Genomic DNA, 16,898 nt, shown 5'->3' with positions numbered 1-16,898 from the left:
TAACATTTAAATAGAGATTGCATGTTCCATCTGTGAAATGGAGATGCTTAATTTATATAGAAACCAGGGGTGACATACTATTTATGACAAAATGGTTTAACGTAGGGAAAATTGTAAATACTCATGGCGTAAGAGGAGAAATCCGTGTTATTTCTCGTACTGATTTTCCAGAAGAGCGATATAAAGTAGGAAACACGCTATACATATCGAATGAGAAAGGCACAGACTATCTTCCGGTAAAGGTAACTTCTCATCGCCAACATAAGACATTCGATTTATTAACATTTGAAGGATATAACAATGTAGATGAAGTAGAGAAGTTTAAAGGTTCTTTAATAAAAGTACCAGAAGAGCAGTTAGGTGAACTTGCTGAAGGTGAATACTACTATCATGAAATTATTGGTTGCAGTGTTGTAACGGAAGAAGGAGAAGCGCTAGGGACAATCAAAGAGATTCTATCTCCTGGTGCAAATGATGTTTGGGTAATTAAACGCCCGAAGGGTCAAGATCTCTTAATTCCTTATATCGATGACGTTGTACTTCAAGTTAATATTGAAAATAAATTAGTAACCATTCATGTAATGGAAGGGCTGCTATAATGAAAATTGATATTTTAACGTTGTTCCCAGACATGTTTACCGGTGTATTTGGATCTTCTATATTAAAGAAGGCGCAAGAAAAAGAAGCGGTAAACCTTCGTGTTGTTAACTTTCGTGATTATACAACAAGTAAGCATAATAGCGTAGACGATTATCCTTACGGCGGAGGAGCTGGTATGGTGCTTACTCCTCAGCCTATTTTTGATGCTGTAGAAGATTTGACGAAAGAGACAGAGCGTAAGCCGAGAGTTGTCTTAATGTGTCCGCAGGGCGAAAGATTTACGCAGAAGAAAGCGGAAGAGCTTGCAGGGGAAGAACATTTAATCTTCGTATGTGGGCATTATGAAGGATATGACGAACGAATTCGTGAGCATCTCGTAACGGATGAGATTTCTATTGGTGACTATGTATTAACGGGCGGAGAATTAGCCTCTATGGTTATTACTGATAGTGTGGTACGTCTCTTGCCAGGTGTGCTAGGAAATCATGCTTCACAAGTAGAGGATTCGTTTAGTACAGGTTTATTAGAGCATCCTCATTATACACGTCCAGCTGATTTTCGTGGTATGAAGGTACCGGATGTATTAATGTCAGGGAATCATAAAAACATTGATGAATGGCGACATAAGGAATCTTTGCGCCGAACGTATACGCGTAGACCTGATTTATTAGATGAGAGAGAGTTATCTAAACAAGAGAAAAAATGGCTTGAGGAAATAAAGCGAGAGCAGTAATAACTTCATATATTTGCTATTGCAACAGGCCTAGTAATATGCTATTATAACATTTGTGCTACTGAAATCAGTAGCCGTATTAACGATGTTCCGCTGTAATTTATTAAGACTTTATAAGAGCATCTGTTTAAAGGAGAGAATTTAATATGCAACAATTAATCGCAGAAATTACAAAAGGCCAATTAAAAACTGACCTTCCTTCATTCCGTCCTGGTGACACTTTACGTGTACACGTAAAAGTTGTTGAGGGAACTCGTGAAAGAATTCAGCTTTTCGAAGGTGTTGTAATTAAACGTCGTGGTGGCGGAATCAGTGAAACATTCACAGTTCGTAAGATTTCTTACGGTGTAGGTGTTGAGCGTACATTCCCAGTTCACACGCCAAGAATCGCGAAAATCGAAGTACTTCGCCGTGGTAAAGTACGTCGTGCTAAGTTATACTACTTACGTAACCTTCGCGGTAAAAAAGCACGTATTAAAGAAATTCGATAAGACATGTATGGGAGCTTGTAAATGCACAAGCTCCCTTTTTCCAATCTATATGAAATTTTGGTATAATACGAGCAGTTTACATAACCGTGGAGGGGAAATGCATGAAAAAAGAGAAGAGTTCACTTTGGGAATGGATTAAAGCAATTTTGATTGCTGTTGTATTAGCTGGTGTTATTAGACAGTTTTTCTTTGCGCCAATTCTCGTAGACGGGGTATCGATGGCACCTACTTTACATGATCGTGATCGAATGATTGTGAATAAAATTGGTTATCACATTGGAGATCCAAAACGCTTTGATATTATCGTATTTCGAGCAACAGAAGATAAAGATTACATTAAGCGCATTATAGGCCTGCCAGGCGATGAAATAGAGTATCGTAATGATAAACTGTATGTTAACGGAAAGGCTTATGAGGAGCCGTATTTAGACAAGCAGAAAAAGCAAATTGCTGACGGACCGCTTACATATGATTTTAATCTTGAAGAAATGACAGGCAAGAAAACCGTTCCAAAAGATCAATTATTTGTTTTAGGTGATAATCGTCGTTTTAGTAAAGATAGCCGTTCAATCGGTACGATTTCAATGGATCAAGTAATTGGTAAAGCTAATATGTTATATTGGCCGTTAGAAGACGCACGTATTGTGAAATAAATGAAAAAGAAGGTGGCAACATGGTAATTCAATGGTTTCCAGGGCATATGGCGAAGGCTAGACGCCAAGTAACGGAGAAATTAAAATTAATTGATGTTGTAATTGAACTTGTAGATGCTCGATTACCATTATCATCTCGAAACCCAATGATTGATGAAATCATTACACATAAGCCAAGGCTTGTTGTTTTAAATAAAGCGGATATGGCAGATGATCGTTTAACAAAACAATGGATCGCATATTTTAAAGAAAAAGGCCATATGGCAATTTCAATTAACGCGCAAGCTGGACAAGGTATGAAGGAAATTGCAGCAGCTTGTAAAGTGCTTGTTAAAGAAAAATTTGATAAAATGGTTGCAAAAGGTATTAGACCGAGAGCGATTCGTGCATTAATTGTAGGTATACCAAATGTTGGTAAATCTACATTGATTAATAAATTGGCAAAGAAAAATATTGCTAAAACAGGAGATCGTCCAGGTGTGACAACAGCTCAACAATGGATTAAAGTTGGGAAGGAAATGGAATTGTTAGATACACCAGGTATTCTGTGGCCTAAATTTGAAGATCAATTAGTGGGTCTTCGCTTAGCGACAACGGGTGCAATTAAAGATTCAATTTTAAATTTACAAGATGTAGCTGTTTACGCATTACGTTTTATGGAGAAACATTATCCAGAACGCTTGAAAGAACGCTATAATTTAAATGAGATTCCAGAAGATATTGTGGAATTATTCGATGCAATTGGAAAAAATAGAGGCTGCTTAATGGGCGGCGGAATGATTGATTATGATAAGACATCTGAGCTTGTGCTTCGTGAGCTTCGTGGTGGCAAACTTGGAAAAATGACGTTTGAAACACCGGAAGAGTTTGCAGAGCAAGTAGAAGATGTGGAAAAAATAGAAGAAGTATAAGACGTGCGTTTGTGCGTCTTTTCTTTTTGGATATGTTTAAAAAGGAGCTTGTATAAATGCAAACTATGACGATAAAAGAAGCGGAAAATGTATTGAAAGAAATTATGAATGAAGAAGATGATCGCTTTCAACTGTTAATGAAAGATGATCGAAAAGGTGTTCAAAAGCTCGTTTTGAAGTGGTATAAACAAAAAGAGTTAGAACAGAAAGAAAAAGAGAAGTTTTTTGAAATGTCCAAGTATGAAAATGCTTTGCGTGAAAAAGGGGTCACATATATCGCGGGTATTGATGAAGTAGGGCGCGGGCCATTGGCTGGGCCTGTTGTGACGGCAGCTGTCGTTCTTCCTGAGGATTTTTATATTCCAGGGTTAAATGATTCGAAAAAGTTGAGTGAAGCGAAACGTGAGCGTTTTTATGATGAAATAAAAGTACAAGCAATTGCAATTGGAGTAGGAATTGTATCACCGCAAGTTATTGATGACATTAATATTTACCAAGCAACGAAACAAGCGATGTTAGATGCAGTTGCAAATTTATCTTGTACACCCCAACATTTATTAATTGATGCGATGAAGCTTCCTACACCAATTCCGCAAACATCAATTATTAAAGGTGATGCGAAAAGTGTTTCGATTTCAGCAGCATCCATTATCGCAAAAGTAACGAGAGATCGTATGATGAAAGAACTGGGAGAGAAGTATCCTGAATATGGATTTGAGCAACATATGGGATATGGCACAAAGCAACATCTAGAGGCAATTCAAGTGCATGGAGTACTAGATGAACACCGCAAGTCATTCGCACCAATTAAAGATATGATTCAAAAATAAGCTGTAAATATACAGCTTATTTTTTTATTTTGGCATATAAACATTACTATTTTCGAAAAAGAATAAAGCGATTTCAGTTTTCTGACACTTTATTGTAGACAGGGTGCCAATCATCTTATACAATGGCAATGTAATGTTTTTTAAACATTAAAAAACTTTTCGAGTAAAACAGGAAAACAGGGGAGGATGGGACCATGAATATCCATGAGTACCAAGGTAAGGCAGTCCTTAGAAGCTATGGGGTTAGCGTTCCGAACGGGAAGGTTGCATTTACAGTAGAAGAAGCTGTAGAAGCAGCGAAAGAATTAGGAACAGATGTATGTGTAGTGAAAGCACAAATTCACGCTGGTGGACGCGGCAAAGCTGGCGGAGTAAAAGTTGCAAAAAATTTAGATGAAGTTCGTACATATGCAGAAAGCATTTTAGGAACTACACTTGTGACACATCAAACAGGTCCTGAAGGTAAGGAAGTAAAACGCTTACTTATCGAAGAAGGTTGCGATATTAAAAAAGAATATTATGTAGGTCTAGTTTTAGATCGTGCAACTTCTCAAGTTGTTTTAATGGCGTCTGAAGAAGGCGGAACAGAAATTGAAGAAGTAGCAGAAAAAACACCTGAAAAAATCTTTAAAGAATATATTGATCCAGCAGTAGGCTTACAAGGTTTCCAAGCGCGCCGAATTGCATTTAACATCAATATTCCAAAAGAGCTTGTAGGACAAGCTGTGAAGTTTATGATGGGCTTATATCGTGCGTTTATCGAAAAAGATTGCTCTATCGCTGAGATTAACCCACTTGTTACAACAGGCGAAGGTAAAGTTATGGCATTAGATGCAAAATTAAACTTTGATTCTAATGCGTTATATCGCCATAAAGACATTTTAGAGCTTCGTGATCTTGATGAAGAGGATTCAAAAGAAATTGAAGCTTCAAAATACGACTTAAACTACATTCCTTTAGATGGAAATATCGGTTGTATGGTTAATGGTGCAGGTTTAGCGATGGCTACAATGGATATCATTAAACATTACCACGGTGACCCAGCTAACTTCTTAGATGTTGGTGGCGGTGCAACTGCAGAAAAAGTTACAGAAGCATTCAAAATTATCCTTTCTGACAAAAATGTAAAAGGTATCTTCGTTAACATTTTTGGTGGCATTATGAAGTGTGATGTTATTGCAGAAGGTGTTATTGAAGCAACGAAACAAGTAGGTCTTGAGTTACCTTTAGTTGTACGTCTTGAAGGTACAAACGTAGAACTAGGTAAGAAAATTTTAAATGAGTCTGGCTTAAATATTGTTGCAGCAGAATCTATGGCAGACGGTGCACAAAAAATTGTTTCACTAGTGGGCTAATAGAAAGCGGGGGAGAAAAATGAGCGTATTAGTTAATAAAGATACAAAAGTTATTGTTCAAGGTATTACAGGTTCTCAAGGTTTATTCCATACAAAACAAATGATTGAATACGGTACGAAAATTGTCGGTGGTGTAACACCAGGTAAGGGCGGCACTGATATTGAAGGTGTACCAGTATTTGATACAGTAGAAGATGCAGTGAAAGCAACAGGCGCAAACGCTTCAGTTGTATACGTTCCACCCGCTTTTGCGGCAGATGCAATTATGGAAGCTGTTGATGCAGAAATTGATTTAGTAGTATGTATTACTGAAGGGATTCCTGTATTAGATATGGTAAACGTAAAGAGATATATGGCGGGTAAACATACACGTTTACTTGGACCAAACTGCCCAGGTGTAATCACACCAGATGAATGTAAGATTGGTATTATGCCAGGGTATATTCATAAAAAAGGTCATGTTGGTATCGTATCTCGCTCTGGTACATTAACTTATGAAGCTGTACATCAGTTAACACAAGAAGGTATTGGCCAATCTACTGCTGTAGGTATCGGCGGAGACCCTGTTAACGGTACAGACTTTATTGATGCTTTAAAAGCATTTAATGAAGATGAAGAAACACATGCTGTAATTATGATTGGTGAAATCGGCGGTACAGCAGAAGAAGAGGCAGCTGAATGGGTAAAAGCTAATATGACAAAACCTGTTGTAGGCTTCATTGGTGGTCAAACAGCGCCTGCTGGCAAACGTATGGGCCATGCTGGTGCAATCATTTCTGGCGGTAAAGGAACTGCTGCTGAAAAGATTAAAACAATGGAAGCTTGTGGCATTAAAGTAGCTGAAACTCCAGCAGTTATGGGAGAAACGCTAATCTCTGTTTTAAAAGAAAAAGGTTTATTTGAGACTTGTAAAAACTATTAATCTGTTGAAAGACACCTTCTTACTTGAGGGTGTCTTTTTACACTTTTTTCTGTTTACATAATAAAAATTATGGGTAAGGAGAATCAAGATGAAAAGAGAGAGATTATTACATGTTCATTACTTGCTAGCAGATTATTGGAAAGCGATGGAGAGGCTAATATATGTCGATCCAGAATTAAAGAACATATATAATTTTAACGAAAAACAAATGGAACACTACACTGGAATGTCCTCGGAAAAATCTTCAGAACTAGTAAAATTTCTTCAAAGTTCAAATCTTCCGCAATATATATCTTATTTAGAGAAAAATCGTATTTTTTATATAACGGTATGGGATGAAGATTATCCGCAATTATTACGTGAAATACAAGACCCTCCCTTCGTTTTATATGGAAAAGGAGAGAAAGATTTCCTGAATAAAGTAAATAAATTAGCAGTTGTTGGAACGAGAGAACCATCATTATATGGTCATGAGAGTTTGAAGTTTATTTTACACCCTTTATTAGAAAGAGAGTGGCTTATTGTCAGTGGGTTTGCAAAAGGGATAGATACAATGTCTCATGAGATTACAGTAAGGCATCATTGCCCGACTATTGCGATATTAGGGCATGGATTGTCTTTTATGTATCCGAAAGAAAATAGACATTTATATGAAATGTGGAAGGAATATATATTGTTATTGACAGAGTATCCGCCGCACTATGCACCGAAAAAATGGTATTTTCCAAAAAGGAACAGGATTATTAGTGGTATAAGTAAAGGTGTTTTAGTTGTAGAAGCGAAATCGAGAAGTGGAACACTTATTACTGCGGACCTTGCGTTAGAGCAAAATAGAGAGGTGTTTGCGCTTCCTGGACCTATATTTATAGAGGGGGCATCGGGAACGAATCATCTTATTCAGCAAGGAGCAAAACTAGTAAGAAATGCAGAAGATATCTTGGAAGAGATTTTAAATTAACCTTATATTTTTATGTTTTTATTAAACAATTATTGACAAATGGTAGATTGGCACTGTATGGTATATTCATTCTTGATTGACAAAAACAAGAGAAATCAATAAGATTAATGAAGACTTGAATCCACCTCTTAAGGAGGCACTAGCATGTCAGATTACCTCGTAATCGTGGAGTCGCCTTCTAAGGCGAAGACCATTGAGAAATATTTAGGGAAAAAATACAAAGTTGTCGCGTCTATGGGACATGTTCGCGATTTGCCAAAAAGTCAAATGGGGATAGAAGTAAAGAACAACTTCACCCCGAAGTATATTACCATTCGTGGTAAAGGTCCCGTCTTAAAAGATTTAAAATCAGCGGCCAAAAAAGCAAAGAAAGTCTATCTCGCGGCCGATCCAGACCGTGAAGGGGAAGCGATTGCTTGGCATTTAGCGAATACGTTAAATGTGGACGTTGAATCAGATTGTCGGGTTGTGTTTAATGAGATTACGAAAGATGCAATCAAAGAATCATTTAAACATCCTCGTGCAATTAATATGGATTTAGTGGATGCACAACAAGCAAGACGTATACTTGATCGTCTTGTTGGTTACAATATTAGTCCTTTATTATGGAAGAAAGTAAAAAAAGGATTAAGTGCAGGACGTGTACAATCTGTAGCAGTTCGTTTAATCATCGAGCGTGAAAGGGAAATTCAAAACTTTGAACCTGAAGAATTCTGGACAATTAAAACAGAATTTGTAAAAGGAAAAGACACATTTGAAGCAAGCTTTTACGGTGTAGATGGTGAAAAAGTTCAATTAACAAATGAAACGCAAGTGAATGAAATAATTGAACAGATGAAAGACAATGCGTTTTCAGTTGACAATGTAACGCGCAAAGAGCGAAAACGTAACCCTGCATTACCGTTTACAACATCTTCCTTGCAACAAGAAGCAGCCCGTAAGTTAAACATGCGAGCAAAGAAAACAATGATGCTTGCACAGCAATTGTATGAAGGGATAGATCTTGGAAAACAAGGAACTGTAGGTCTTATTACGTATATGAGAACTGATTCAACACGTATCTCAGAAACAGCTCAAACAGAGGCTCGTACTTACATCACTGAAGCGTATGGTACGGAATACATAGGAACAGAAAAGAAGAAAGAAACGAAAAAGTCAAATGCACAAGATGCGCATGAGGCAATTCGTCCTACTTCGGTAATGAGAAAGCCAGAGGAACTAAAAAGTTTCTTAGGTCGTGATCAACTTCGATTATATAAATTGATTTGGGAGCGATTTGTTGCAAGTCAAATGGCGTCTGCTATAATGGATACTGTGACAGCGAGACTCATTAATAACAATGTTCAGTTCCGTGCAAGTGGATCGGTTGTAAAGTTCCCAGGATTTATGAAAGTGTATGTAGAGTCAAAAGATGATGGTGCTGAAGAAAAGGATAAGATGTTGCCGCCTTTAGAAGTAGGGGAAACTGTATTTTCAAAGGATTTAGAACCAAAGCAACATTTTACACAACCTCCTCCGCGCTATACAGAGGCTCGCCTAGTAAGAACACTTGAAGAACTTGGAATTGGAAGACCGTCGACATATGTACCTACACTTGAAACGATTCAAAAGCGTGGGTATGTAGGCTTGGATAATAAACGCTTCGTTCCGACTGAACTTGGTGAAATAGTAATTGAACTTATTTTAGAGTTTTTCCCAGAAATTATTAACATTGAATTTACTGCCAATATGGAGCAAAGCCTTGATGAAGTAGAAGAAGGAAATGCGAATTGGGTAAAAATTGTTGATGATTTCTACGTAGGTTTTGAACCGCGTTTAGAAAAAGCGGAAAAAGAAATGCGTGAAGTGGAAATTAAAGATGAACCAGCTGGGGAAGATTGTGAATTATGTAATCACCCAATGGTCTTTAAAATGGGTAAATACGGGAAATTTATGGCTTGCTCGAATTTCCCAGATTGTCGTAATACAAAGCCGATTGTGAAAGAAATCGGTGTTACTTGTCCAAAGTGTGATAAGGGTCAAATTATTGAACGCCGTAGTAATAAAAAGAAACGTCTTTTCTATGGGTGCGGTACGTATCCGGAATGCGACTTTGTATCTTGGGATAAGCCAATTGGTCGTAAGTGTCCGAAGTGCGAAGGCATGCTTGTAGAGAAAAAGTTGAAAAAAGGCGTGCAAGTACAATGTATTTCGTGCGATTATGAAGAAGAACAACAAATGTGAGCGTAACTGCTCACATTTTTTTCGGGAAGAAAAGGAAAGGTGATATAAATGACAACACAAGTAGTAAACGTCATTGGCGCAGGTCTTGCAGGAAGTGAAGCAGCTTACCAAATTGCAAAACGTGGTGTCCAAGTTAGATTATATGAAATGAGACCGGTAAGGCAAACGCCAGCTCATCACACAGATAAATTCGCTGAATTAGTATGTAGTAACTCACTTCGTGCAAACACTTTAACAAATGCAGTTGGAGTTATTAAAGAGGAAATGCGCTTAATGGATTCTGTAATTATTCGTGCGGCGGATGAGTGCTCTGTACCAGCTGGAGGCGCTTTAGCTGTAGACCGTCATGAGTTCGCAGCTAAAGTAACAGAATACGTAAAGAACCATCCAAATGTAACTGTAATGAATGAAGAAATTACAGATATTCCAGAGGGACCGACAATTATTGCTACAGGTCCATTAACATCTCCTGATCTTTCTGCAAAATTGAAAGAATTAACAGGAGAAGATTATTTCTACTTCTATGATGCTGCAGCCCCAATCGTAGAAAAAGACAGCATTGACATGAATAAAGTATATTTAAAATCGCGTTATGACAAAGGTGAAGCTGCATATTTAAATTGCCCAATGACAGAAGAAGAGTTTGATCGTTTTTATGAGGCTCTAATTGCTGCTGAGACAGTGCCTTTAAAAGAGTTTGAAAAAGAAATTTTCTTTGAAGGTTGTATGCCAGTAGAGGTTATGGCAAGTAGAGGGAGACAGACGTTAGTATTTGGACCTATGAAACCTGTTGGATTGGAAGATCCAAAAACAGGGAAAACGCCATATGCTGTTGTTCAGTTACGTCAAGATGATGCAGCGGGAACTTTATACAATATCGTAGGTTTCCAAACACATTTAAAGTGGGGACCGCAAAAAGAATTGCTACAGTTAATTCCAGGATTGGAAAATGCAGAGATTGTACGTTATGGTGTAATGCATCGTAATACGTTTATTAATTCACCTAATTTGCTTCGTCCAACATATCAATATAAACAACGGGATGATTTATTCTTCGCTGGTCAAATGACTGGAGTAGAGGGATATGTTGAATCAGCAGCATCAGGATTATTAGCAGGAATTAATGCTGCGCGTCTTGTGCAAGGTGAAGAGCCAGTTGTATTACCGCCAGTAACTGCGATGGGTAGCATGGCAAATTACATTACGGCAACGAACGCTAAAAACTTCCAACCGATGAATGCGAACTTCGGTCTATTTGCACCGTTAGAGAAGAAGATTAAAAAGAAAGCAGAACGAAATGAAGCGTACGCAGCACGCGCTTTAGAAACGATTCGAAATTTTGTAAATATTTAGTTAAATTTCTTGCAAAGGCTACTAAGTTGTGATACGATTTAGTAGCCTTTATTGAGGTGAGTTGTGTGAATGTGAAGAAATTGTTACAATTATTCGTTGGATATTTACAAATTGAAAGAAATTATTCAAAATATACAATTGCAAGTTATCAAAATGATTTAGAACATTTTGTGCAATTTATGGAACGAGAAGGCATATCCTCTTTTTTAGACGTTACATACGCGGATGTTCGTTTGTACTTAACGACGTTGCACGATGAGAAGTTAGCCCGTAAATCTGTCGCAAGAAAAGTATCAAGCTTACGAAGTTTATATCGTTTTTTGATGCGTGAAGGTTATCGAAAGGATAATCCGTTTGCACTTGCGTCACTCCCCAAAAAAGAATTGTCAATCCCAAAGTTTTTATATGCTGAAGAGTTAGAGGAATTATTTGAAGTTTCTGACACGGAAACACCATTAGGTCAAAGGAATCAAGCTTTGTTAGAGTTGATGTATGCGACTGGGATCCGTGTGAGTGAATGTGTCAATTTACAACTTACCGATATTGACTTTGCGGTGGGAACAATTTTAGTAATGGGAAAAGGAAAAAAACAAAGGTATATTCCGTTCGGAAGCTATGCGCAAGATTCTTTAATTACTTATATAGAGAATGGGAGAAAACAGTTAGTTAATAAGACTGACGAAGACTCTCATATGGTATTTTTAAATGCGAAAGGTAAACCGCTAACAAGTCGTGGAGTTCGTTATGTTTTAAATGAACTCATTAAAAAGGCTTCGCTGACAATGCGGATAAGTCCCCATATGTTAAGGCATACATTTGCTACACATATGCTAGATGAAGGGGCGGATTTACGTACTGTACAGGAGTTATTAGGCCATGAAAATTTGTCGACGACACAAATTTATACGCATGTCTCTAAAGAAAGATTGCGTTCTGTTTACATGAAGCATCACCCGCGGGCATAAATTGCTTTAAAAGCTATAAAAACAAATAAAGGAGTTTTTTCTATGGGAAATTTCCACGCTACAACGATATTTGCAGTTCATCATAATGGAGAATGTGCAATGGCTGGAGATGGCCAAGTGACAATGGGAAATGCTGTTGTAATGAAACATACAGCTCGTAAAGTTCGTAAACTTTTCCAAGGTAAAGTTTTAGCTGGTTTCGCAGGATCAGTTGCTGACGCATTTACTCTTTTTGAAATGTTTGAAGGGAAATTAGAAGAGTATAATGGCAACTTGCAGCGTGCTGCTGTTGAAATGGCCAAACAATGGCGTGGCGATAAAATGTTACGTCAGCTAGAAGCAATGCTCATTGTCATGGATAAAACAACTATGCTCCTTGTTTCAGGTACAGGAGAAGTGATTGAACCGGATGATGGTATTTTAGCAATTGGATCTGGTGGGAATTATGCACTTTCTGCAGGTCGTGCTTTAAAGCAATATGCAAGTGAACACTTAACAGCGAAGCAAATTGCGAAAGCGAGTTTAGAGATTGCTGGCGATATTTGTGTTTATACGAATCACAACATAATTGTTGAAGAATTGTAGAATCGTAAGGGAGGCATTTTATATGCATTTACATTTTACTCCGCGCCAAATTGTGGAAAAATTAGATCAATACATCATCGGTCAAAAAGACGCAAAGAAAGCGGTTGCTGTAGCGTTGAGAAATCGATATCGTCGCAGTAAATTAGCTGAAAATTTACGTGACGAAATTGCACCTAAAAATATCTTAATGATTGGACCGACAGGTGTTGGGAAAACAGAGGTAGCACGACGAATGGCGAAACTCGTTGGAGCACCTTTTATTAAGGTTGAGGCTACAAAATTCACAGAAGTTGGATATGTGGGTAGAGATGTAGAGTCAATGGTACGTGACCTGGTGGAAACATCGGTTCGTATCGTAAAAGAAGAAATGGTAGTGAAAGTTCAAGATAAAGCCGAAGAGCAAGCGAATCAACGTCTTGTTGAAATTTTAGTACCGAGTCCAGAGAAACAATCTGGATTCAAAAATCCATTAGAGATGCTTTTTGGAGGTACTCAAAATTCGAATCAAACGTCTGATACACAAGAAGATGTTGAAATCGAAAAGAAGCGTCAAGATGTGGAGAGAAAGCTTGCTGCAGGGCTTCTTGAAGACGAAATTGTATCGATTGAAGTGACTGAACAACAGTCTTCCATGTTTGATATGTTACAAGGAACTGGCATGGAGCAAATGGGAATGAATTTCCAAGATGCGCTAGGAAGTTTTATGCCGAAAAAAACGAAAAAACGTAAACTTTCTGTAAAAGAAGCAAGAAAACTCTTGACAAATGAAGAGGCACAGCGCTTAATTGATATGGATGAAGTTACACAAGAGGCTGTTTATCGTGCTGAACAGCTCGGGATTATTTTTATCGATGAAATTGACAAAATTGCTGGTAAGCAGTCGAATAGCGTAGACGTATCACGTGAAGGTGTGCAACGTGACATTTTGCCGATTGTAGAAGGGTCGAATGTTGCGACAAAATACGGATCAGTAAAAACGGATTATATTTTATTCGTTGCAGCTGGAGCGTTCCATATGTCTAAACCGTCGGATTTAATTCCGGAATTGCAAGGGAGATTTCCGATTCGAGTAGAATTAACAAAATTATCGACAGACGATTTTGTTAAAATACTAATCGAGCCTGACAATGCGTTAATTAAACAATATATGGCATTATTAGCGACTGAAGGTATAGAAATTGAATTTTCAGACGAAGCTATTCGTAAGATTGCTGAGATTGCTTATCAAGTTAATCAGGATACAGATAATATTGGAGCAAGAAGACTTCATACGATTATGGAGAAGCTCCTTGAAGATTTATCGTTTGAAGCATCTGAAATTACGTTAGAGAAAATAACGATAACACCTCAATACGTTGAGGAGAAATTAGCAACAATTGCTAAAAATAAAGATGTGAGCCAGTTTATTTTGTAATAGTGTCATCAGGTGACTCGCCCTAGTTTCCAAGTGATGAAAAAATATGTGAGTAACATGTAGGAGGAACTTTTGAAATGGAATTATTAGCAAAAACGAGAAAATTAAATGCGTTATTACAGAGCGCAGCAGGGAAGCCTGTAAACTTTAGAGAAATGTCTGACACAATGTGTGAAGTAATCGAAGCAAACGTATTCGTAGTTAGCCGTCGTGGTAAATTACTAGGTTATGCAATTCACCAACAAATCGAAAACGAACGCATGAAGCAAATGCTTGCAGAACGTCAATTCCCAGAAGAATATACACAAAGCTTATTCAACATTACAGAAACATCTTCAAACTTAGATGTGAACAGTGCTTACACAGCATTCCCAGTAGAAAACAGAGAATTATTTGGTCAAGGTTTAACTACAATCGTACCAATCGTTGGTGGCGGTGAGCGTCTAGGTACATTAGTATTAGCTCGTCTTGGTCAAGAGTTCTTAGATGATGATTTAATCCTTGCTGAGTACAGCTCAACTGTTGTAGGTATGGAAATCTTACGTGAAAAAGCAGAAGAAATCGAAGAGGAAGCACGTAGTAAAGCTGTTGTTCAAATGGCGATCAGCTCATTATCTTACAGTGAGTTAGAAGCGATTGAGCACATCTTCGAAGAATTAAATGGAACAGAAGGTTTACTTGTTGCAAGTAAAATTGCTGATCGCGTAGGAATTACTCGTTCTGTAATCGTAAATGCACTACGTAAATTAGAAAGTGCTGGTGTTATTGAGTCTCGTTCTTTAGGTATGAAAGGAACATACATTAAAGTGCTAAACGACAAGTTTCTACAGGAACTTGCTAAATTAAAAACAAACTAATTTGTAAAAAACTCTCCTCAATCGAGGAGAGTTTTTTATGTGCAATGGATAGATGGTGCTTGTGAAAAGTGTCATAAGCGTGTTTTCTGAGAAAACTATTAATTGTATTTATTTTTTTGCTTAAAAGAAATGAAGGTTGGTAATACTAGAATTCGAGTATGCACAAAGAAAGTTTTACATTGTTCGCATTTTCGACTTGATTGTAATATTTCAGTATGATATAGTAAGCAGTGGTGTCAGTACAAAGTACACACGTTTACTGATTTAAGTGTTGGTGCTACGTTTGTAGTTTCGCTTAGAGATGAAGTAAACGGAGGATATCAAAAACCATTTAGGAGGAACTATATTATGTCAGTAATTTCTATGAAGCAATTGCTTGAAGCTGGTGTTCATTTCGGACATCAAACTCGTCGTTGGAACCCAAAAATGAAGCGTTACATTTTCACAGAGCGTAACGGTATCTACATCATCGACTTACAAAAAACTGTGAAAAAAGTTGAGGAAGCTTACAGAACGATGCGCGACATCGCTGCTGAAGGCGGAGACATCTTATTCGTAGGTACTAAAAAACAAGCACAAGAAGCTATTAAAGAAGAAGCAACTCGTGCTGGTATGTACTTCGTTAACCAACGTTGGTTAGGCGGAACTTTAACAAACTTCCAAACAATCCAAAAGCGTATCAAGCGTCTTAAAGACATCGAAAGAATGCAAGAAGATGGTACTTTCGAAGTACTTCCTAAGAAAGAAGTTGTTCAACTTAAAAAAGAGTTAGAGCGTCTTGAGAAATTCTTAGGCGGTATTAAAGATATGAAAGGTCTTCCAAGTGCATTATTCGTAGTAGACCCTCGTAAAGAGCGTATTGCAGTTGCTGAAGCACGCAAATTACACATTCCAATCATCGGTATCGTTGATACAAACTGTGATCCAGACGAAATCGATCACGTTATCCCAGCAAACGATGATGCAATTCGTGCTGTAAAACTTCTTACATCTAAAATGGCAGACGCGATCCTTGAAGCAAAACAAGGTGAAGAAACTGTTACTGCGTAACAAAGTTGGAAAGGTGATAAGGGGTTCGGCCTTTTATCACCTTTTTTAAGGTATAAACACCTTTATAAAAGGTATAAATACATATTTTAGGAGGATGAAAAGTATGGCAATCACTGCTCAAATGGTAAAAGAATTACGTGAAAAAACTGGCGCAGGTATGATGGACTGCAAAAAAGCTTTAACAGAAACTAACGGCGACATGGAGAAGGCAATTGACTTCTTACGTGAAAAAGGTATTGCGAAAGCTGCTAAAAAAGCTGACCGCATTGCTGCTGAAGGTTTAACTTTCATCGAAACAAACGGTAACGATGCTTTAATCTTAGAATTAAACTCTGAAACTGATTTCGTTGCGAAAAACGAAGGTTTCCAAACACTAATTAAAGAATTAGCTGCTCACTTATTAACTAACAAACCAGCTAACGTTGAAGAAGCTATGGCTCAAACAATGGAAAACGGTAAAAAAGTTGAAGAGCACATCAACGAAGCAATCGCTAAAATTGGTGAAAAACTTACACTTCGTCGTTTCGAAATCGTATCAAAAACTGATGCAGATGCATTCGGCGCTTACCTACACATGGGTGGACGCATTGGTGTATTAACAGTTCTTGAAGGTTCTACTGATGAAGCTGCTGCTAAAGATGTTGCAATGCACATCGCTGCAGTTAACCCTAAATACATCGACCGCGATGCTGTAACAGCTGAAGAAGTTGAGCATGAGCGTCAAGTATTAACACAACAAGCATTAAACGAAGGCAAGCCTGAGAAAATCGTTGCAAAAATGGTTGAAGGCCGTTTAGGCAAATTCTTCGAAGAGATTTGCTTACTTGACCAAGCATTCGTTAAAAACCCTGATATGAAAGTTCGTCAGTTCGTTGAGTCTAAAGGCGGAACATTAAAAGGATTCGTTCGCTACGCTGTTGGTGAAGGTATCGAAAAACGCGAAGACAACTTTGCTGAAGAAGTAATGAACCAAGTAAAAGGTAGCAACTAATACAGAT

At 37.7% G+C, this 16,898-nt stretch carries 17 protein-coding genes; all 17 read left to right on the top strand.

The annotated features are described in order from the left end of the window. The first annotated feature begins 83 nt into the window (after positions 1–83). Positions 84–599: a ribosome maturation factor RimM gene (gene rimM / locus HMPREF2590_RS05055; RefSeq protein ID WP_000170278.1), complete on the top strand. Its 516-nt coding sequence runs from the start codon at positions 84–86 to the stop codon at positions 597–599. Beyond that, positions 599–1,333 carry a tRNA (guanosine(37)-N1)-methyltransferase TrmD gene (gene trmD, locus HMPREF2590_RS05050; RefSeq protein WP_000686903.1) on the top strand — a complete coding sequence of 245 codons (735 nt, stop codon included), beginning with the start codon at positions 599–601 and terminating at the stop codon, positions 1,331–1,333. The genes rimM and trmD overlap by 1 nt, the downstream gene beginning before the upstream one ends. Before the next feature lie 146 nt (positions 1,334–1,479). Further along, complete coding sequence (gene rplS, locus HMPREF2590_RS05045) at positions 1,480–1,824, top strand: 50S ribosomal protein L19 (RefSeq protein WP_001186516.1); 345 nt, start codon at positions 1,480–1,482, stop codon at positions 1,822–1,824. A gap of 101 nt (positions 1,825–1,925) precedes the next feature. After that, positions 1,926–2,477, top strand: a complete 552-nt coding sequence (gene lepB, locus HMPREF2590_RS05040; RefSeq protein ID WP_000711853.1) for a signal peptidase I — start codon at positions 1,926–1,928, stop codon at positions 2,475–2,477. A 20-nt stretch (positions 2,478–2,497) separates the two neighbouring features. Continuing rightward, the gene (gene ylqF / locus HMPREF2590_RS05035) at positions 2,498–3,388 is read left to right on the top strand and encodes a ribosome biogenesis GTPase YlqF (protein WP_000236702.1); all 891 of its coding nucleotides are present in this window, start codon (positions 2,498–2,500) and stop codon (positions 3,386–3,388) included. 56 nt (positions 3,389–3,444) lie between these two features. Continuing rightward, positions 3,445–4,218 (top strand): ribonuclease HII, encoded by a 774-nt coding sequence (locus HMPREF2590_RS05030; protein WP_001194266.1) that lies wholly within the window; start codon positions 3,445–3,447, stop codon positions 4,216–4,218. A gap of 194 nt (positions 4,219–4,412) precedes the next feature. Continuing rightward, entirely contained in the window at positions 4,413–5,573 is a 1,161-nt protein-coding gene (gene sucC / locus HMPREF2590_RS05025) for an ADP-forming succinate--CoA ligase subunit beta (protein ID WP_001020791.1), read from the top strand. A gap of 19 nt (positions 5,574–5,592) precedes the next feature. After that, a complete protein-coding gene (sucD, locus tag HMPREF2590_RS05020; protein WP_000115178.1) occupies positions 5,593–6,495 on the top strand; it encodes a succinate--CoA ligase subunit alpha in 903 nt (300 codons plus the stop codon). An 88-nt stretch (positions 6,496–6,583) separates the two neighbouring features. After that, positions 6,584–7,453 carry a DNA-processing protein DprA gene (gene dprA / locus HMPREF2590_RS05015; RefSeq protein WP_000818058.1) on the top strand — a complete coding sequence of 290 codons (870 nt, stop codon included), beginning with the start codon at positions 6,584–6,586 and terminating at the stop codon, positions 7,451–7,453. 144 nt (positions 7,454–7,597) lie between these two features. Beyond that, entirely contained in the window at positions 7,598–9,676 is a 2,079-nt protein-coding gene (gene topA / locus HMPREF2590_RS05010) for a type I DNA topoisomerase (RefSeq protein WP_001286960.1), read from the top strand. Between the two features lie 48 nt (positions 9,677–9,724). Next, the gene (gene trmFO, locus HMPREF2590_RS05005) at positions 9,725–11,029 is read left to right on the top strand and encodes an FADH(2)-oxidizing methylenetetrahydrofolate--tRNA-(uracil(54)-C(5))-methyltransferase TrmFO (protein WP_000213001.1); all 1,305 of its coding nucleotides are present in this window, start codon (positions 9,725–9,727) and stop codon (positions 11,027–11,029) included. A 65-nt stretch (positions 11,030–11,094) separates the two neighbouring features. Beyond that, the gene (gene xerC, locus HMPREF2590_RS05000) at positions 11,095–11,994 is read left to right on the top strand and encodes a tyrosine recombinase XerC (protein WP_001101241.1); all 900 of its coding nucleotides are present in this window, start codon (positions 11,095–11,097) and stop codon (positions 11,992–11,994) included. A gap of 42 nt (positions 11,995–12,036) precedes the next feature. After that, positions 12,037–12,579 (top strand): ATP-dependent protease proteolytic subunit HslV, encoded by a 543-nt coding sequence (gene hslV, locus HMPREF2590_RS04995; RefSeq protein ID WP_000526272.1) that lies wholly within the window; start codon positions 12,037–12,039, stop codon positions 12,577–12,579. Between the two features lie 22 nt (positions 12,580–12,601). Beyond that, positions 12,602–13,993 (top strand): ATP-dependent protease ATPase subunit HslU, encoded by a 1,392-nt coding sequence (gene hslU / locus HMPREF2590_RS04990; protein WP_000550087.1) that lies wholly within the window; start codon positions 12,602–12,604, stop codon positions 13,991–13,993. 77 nt (positions 13,994–14,070) lie between these two features. Further along, positions 14,071–14,850, top strand: coding sequence for a GTP-sensing pleiotropic transcriptional regulator CodY (gene codY, locus HMPREF2590_RS04985; protein WP_000421290.1), 780 nt, complete (start codon positions 14,071–14,073; stop codon positions 14,848–14,850). Positions 14,851–15,198: 348 nt separating this feature from the next. Continuing rightward, positions 15,199–15,900 carry a 30S ribosomal protein S2 gene (gene rpsB, locus HMPREF2590_RS04980; RefSeq protein ID WP_000111485.1) on the top strand — a complete coding sequence of 234 codons (702 nt, stop codon included), beginning with the start codon at positions 15,199–15,201 and terminating at the stop codon, positions 15,898–15,900. A gap of 103 nt (positions 15,901–16,003) precedes the next feature. Continuing rightward, positions 16,004–16,891 (top strand): translation elongation factor Ts, encoded by an 888-nt coding sequence (gene tsf / locus HMPREF2590_RS04975; protein ID WP_001018578.1) that lies wholly within the window; start codon positions 16,004–16,006, stop codon positions 16,889–16,891. Positions 16,892–16,898: the final 7 nt, after the last annotated feature.

It is taken from the genome of Bacillus sp. HMSC036E02 (assembly GCF_001836235.1).
GTDB classification, from domain to species: Bacteria; Bacillota; Bacilli; order Bacillales; family Bacillaceae_G; genus Bacillus_A; species Bacillus_A cereus.
This window is presented reverse-complemented; position numbering and strand designations above follow the sequence as displayed.

Excerpts from the sequence above, each read along its gene's own strand:
- rplS (WP_001186516.1), top strand. The coding sequence starts at position 1,480 with ATGCAACAATTAATCGCAGAAATTACAAAAGGCCAATTAAAAACTGAC.
- ylqF (WP_000236702.1), top strand. The coding sequence starts at position 2,498 with ATGGTAATTCAATGGTTTCCAGGGCATATGGCGAAGGCTAGACGCCAA.
- sucC (WP_001020791.1), top strand. The coding sequence starts at position 4,413 with ATGAATATCCATGAGTACCAAGGTAAGGCAGTCCTTAGAAGCTATGGG.
- rimM (WP_000170278.1), top strand. The coding sequence starts at position 84 with ATGACAAAATGGTTTAACGTAGGGAAAATTGTAAATACTCATGGCGTA.
- rpsB (WP_000111485.1), top strand. The coding sequence starts at position 15,199 with ATGTCAGTAATTTCTATGAAGCAATTGCTTGAAGCTGGTGTTCATTTC.
- tsf (WP_001018578.1), top strand. The coding sequence starts at position 16,004 with ATGGCAATCACTGCTCAAATGGTAAAAGAATTACGTGAAAAAACTGGC.
- lepB (WP_000711853.1), top strand. The coding sequence starts at position 1,926 with ATGAAAAAAGAGAAGAGTTCACTTTGGGAATGGATTAAAGCAATTTTG.
- dprA (WP_000818058.1), top strand. The coding sequence starts at position 6,584 with ATGAAAAGAGAGAGATTATTACATGTTCATTACTTGCTAGCAGATTAT.
- HMPREF2590_RS05030 (WP_001194266.1), top strand. The coding sequence starts at position 3,445 with ATGCAAACTATGACGATAAAAGAAGCGGAAAATGTATTGAAAGAAATT.
- trmFO (WP_000213001.1), top strand. The coding sequence starts at position 9,725 with ATGACAACACAAGTAGTAAACGTCATTGGCGCAGGTCTTGCAGGAAGT.
- hslV (WP_000526272.1), top strand. The coding sequence starts at position 12,037 with ATGGGAAATTTCCACGCTACAACGATATTTGCAGTTCATCATAATGGA.
- trmD (WP_000686903.1), top strand. The coding sequence starts at position 599 with ATGAAAATTGATATTTTAACGTTGTTCCCAGACATGTTTACCGGTGTA.
- hslU (WP_000550087.1), top strand. The coding sequence starts at position 12,602 with ATGCATTTACATTTTACTCCGCGCCAAATTGTGGAAAAATTAGATCAA.
- codY (WP_000421290.1), top strand. The coding sequence starts at position 14,071 with ATGGAATTATTAGCAAAAACGAGAAAATTAAATGCGTTATTACAGAGC.
- topA (WP_001286960.1), top strand. The coding sequence starts at position 7,598 with ATGTCAGATTACCTCGTAATCGTGGAGTCGCCTTCTAAGGCGAAGACC.
- sucD (WP_000115178.1), top strand. The coding sequence starts at position 5,593 with ATGAGCGTATTAGTTAATAAAGATACAAAAGTTATTGTTCAAGGTATT.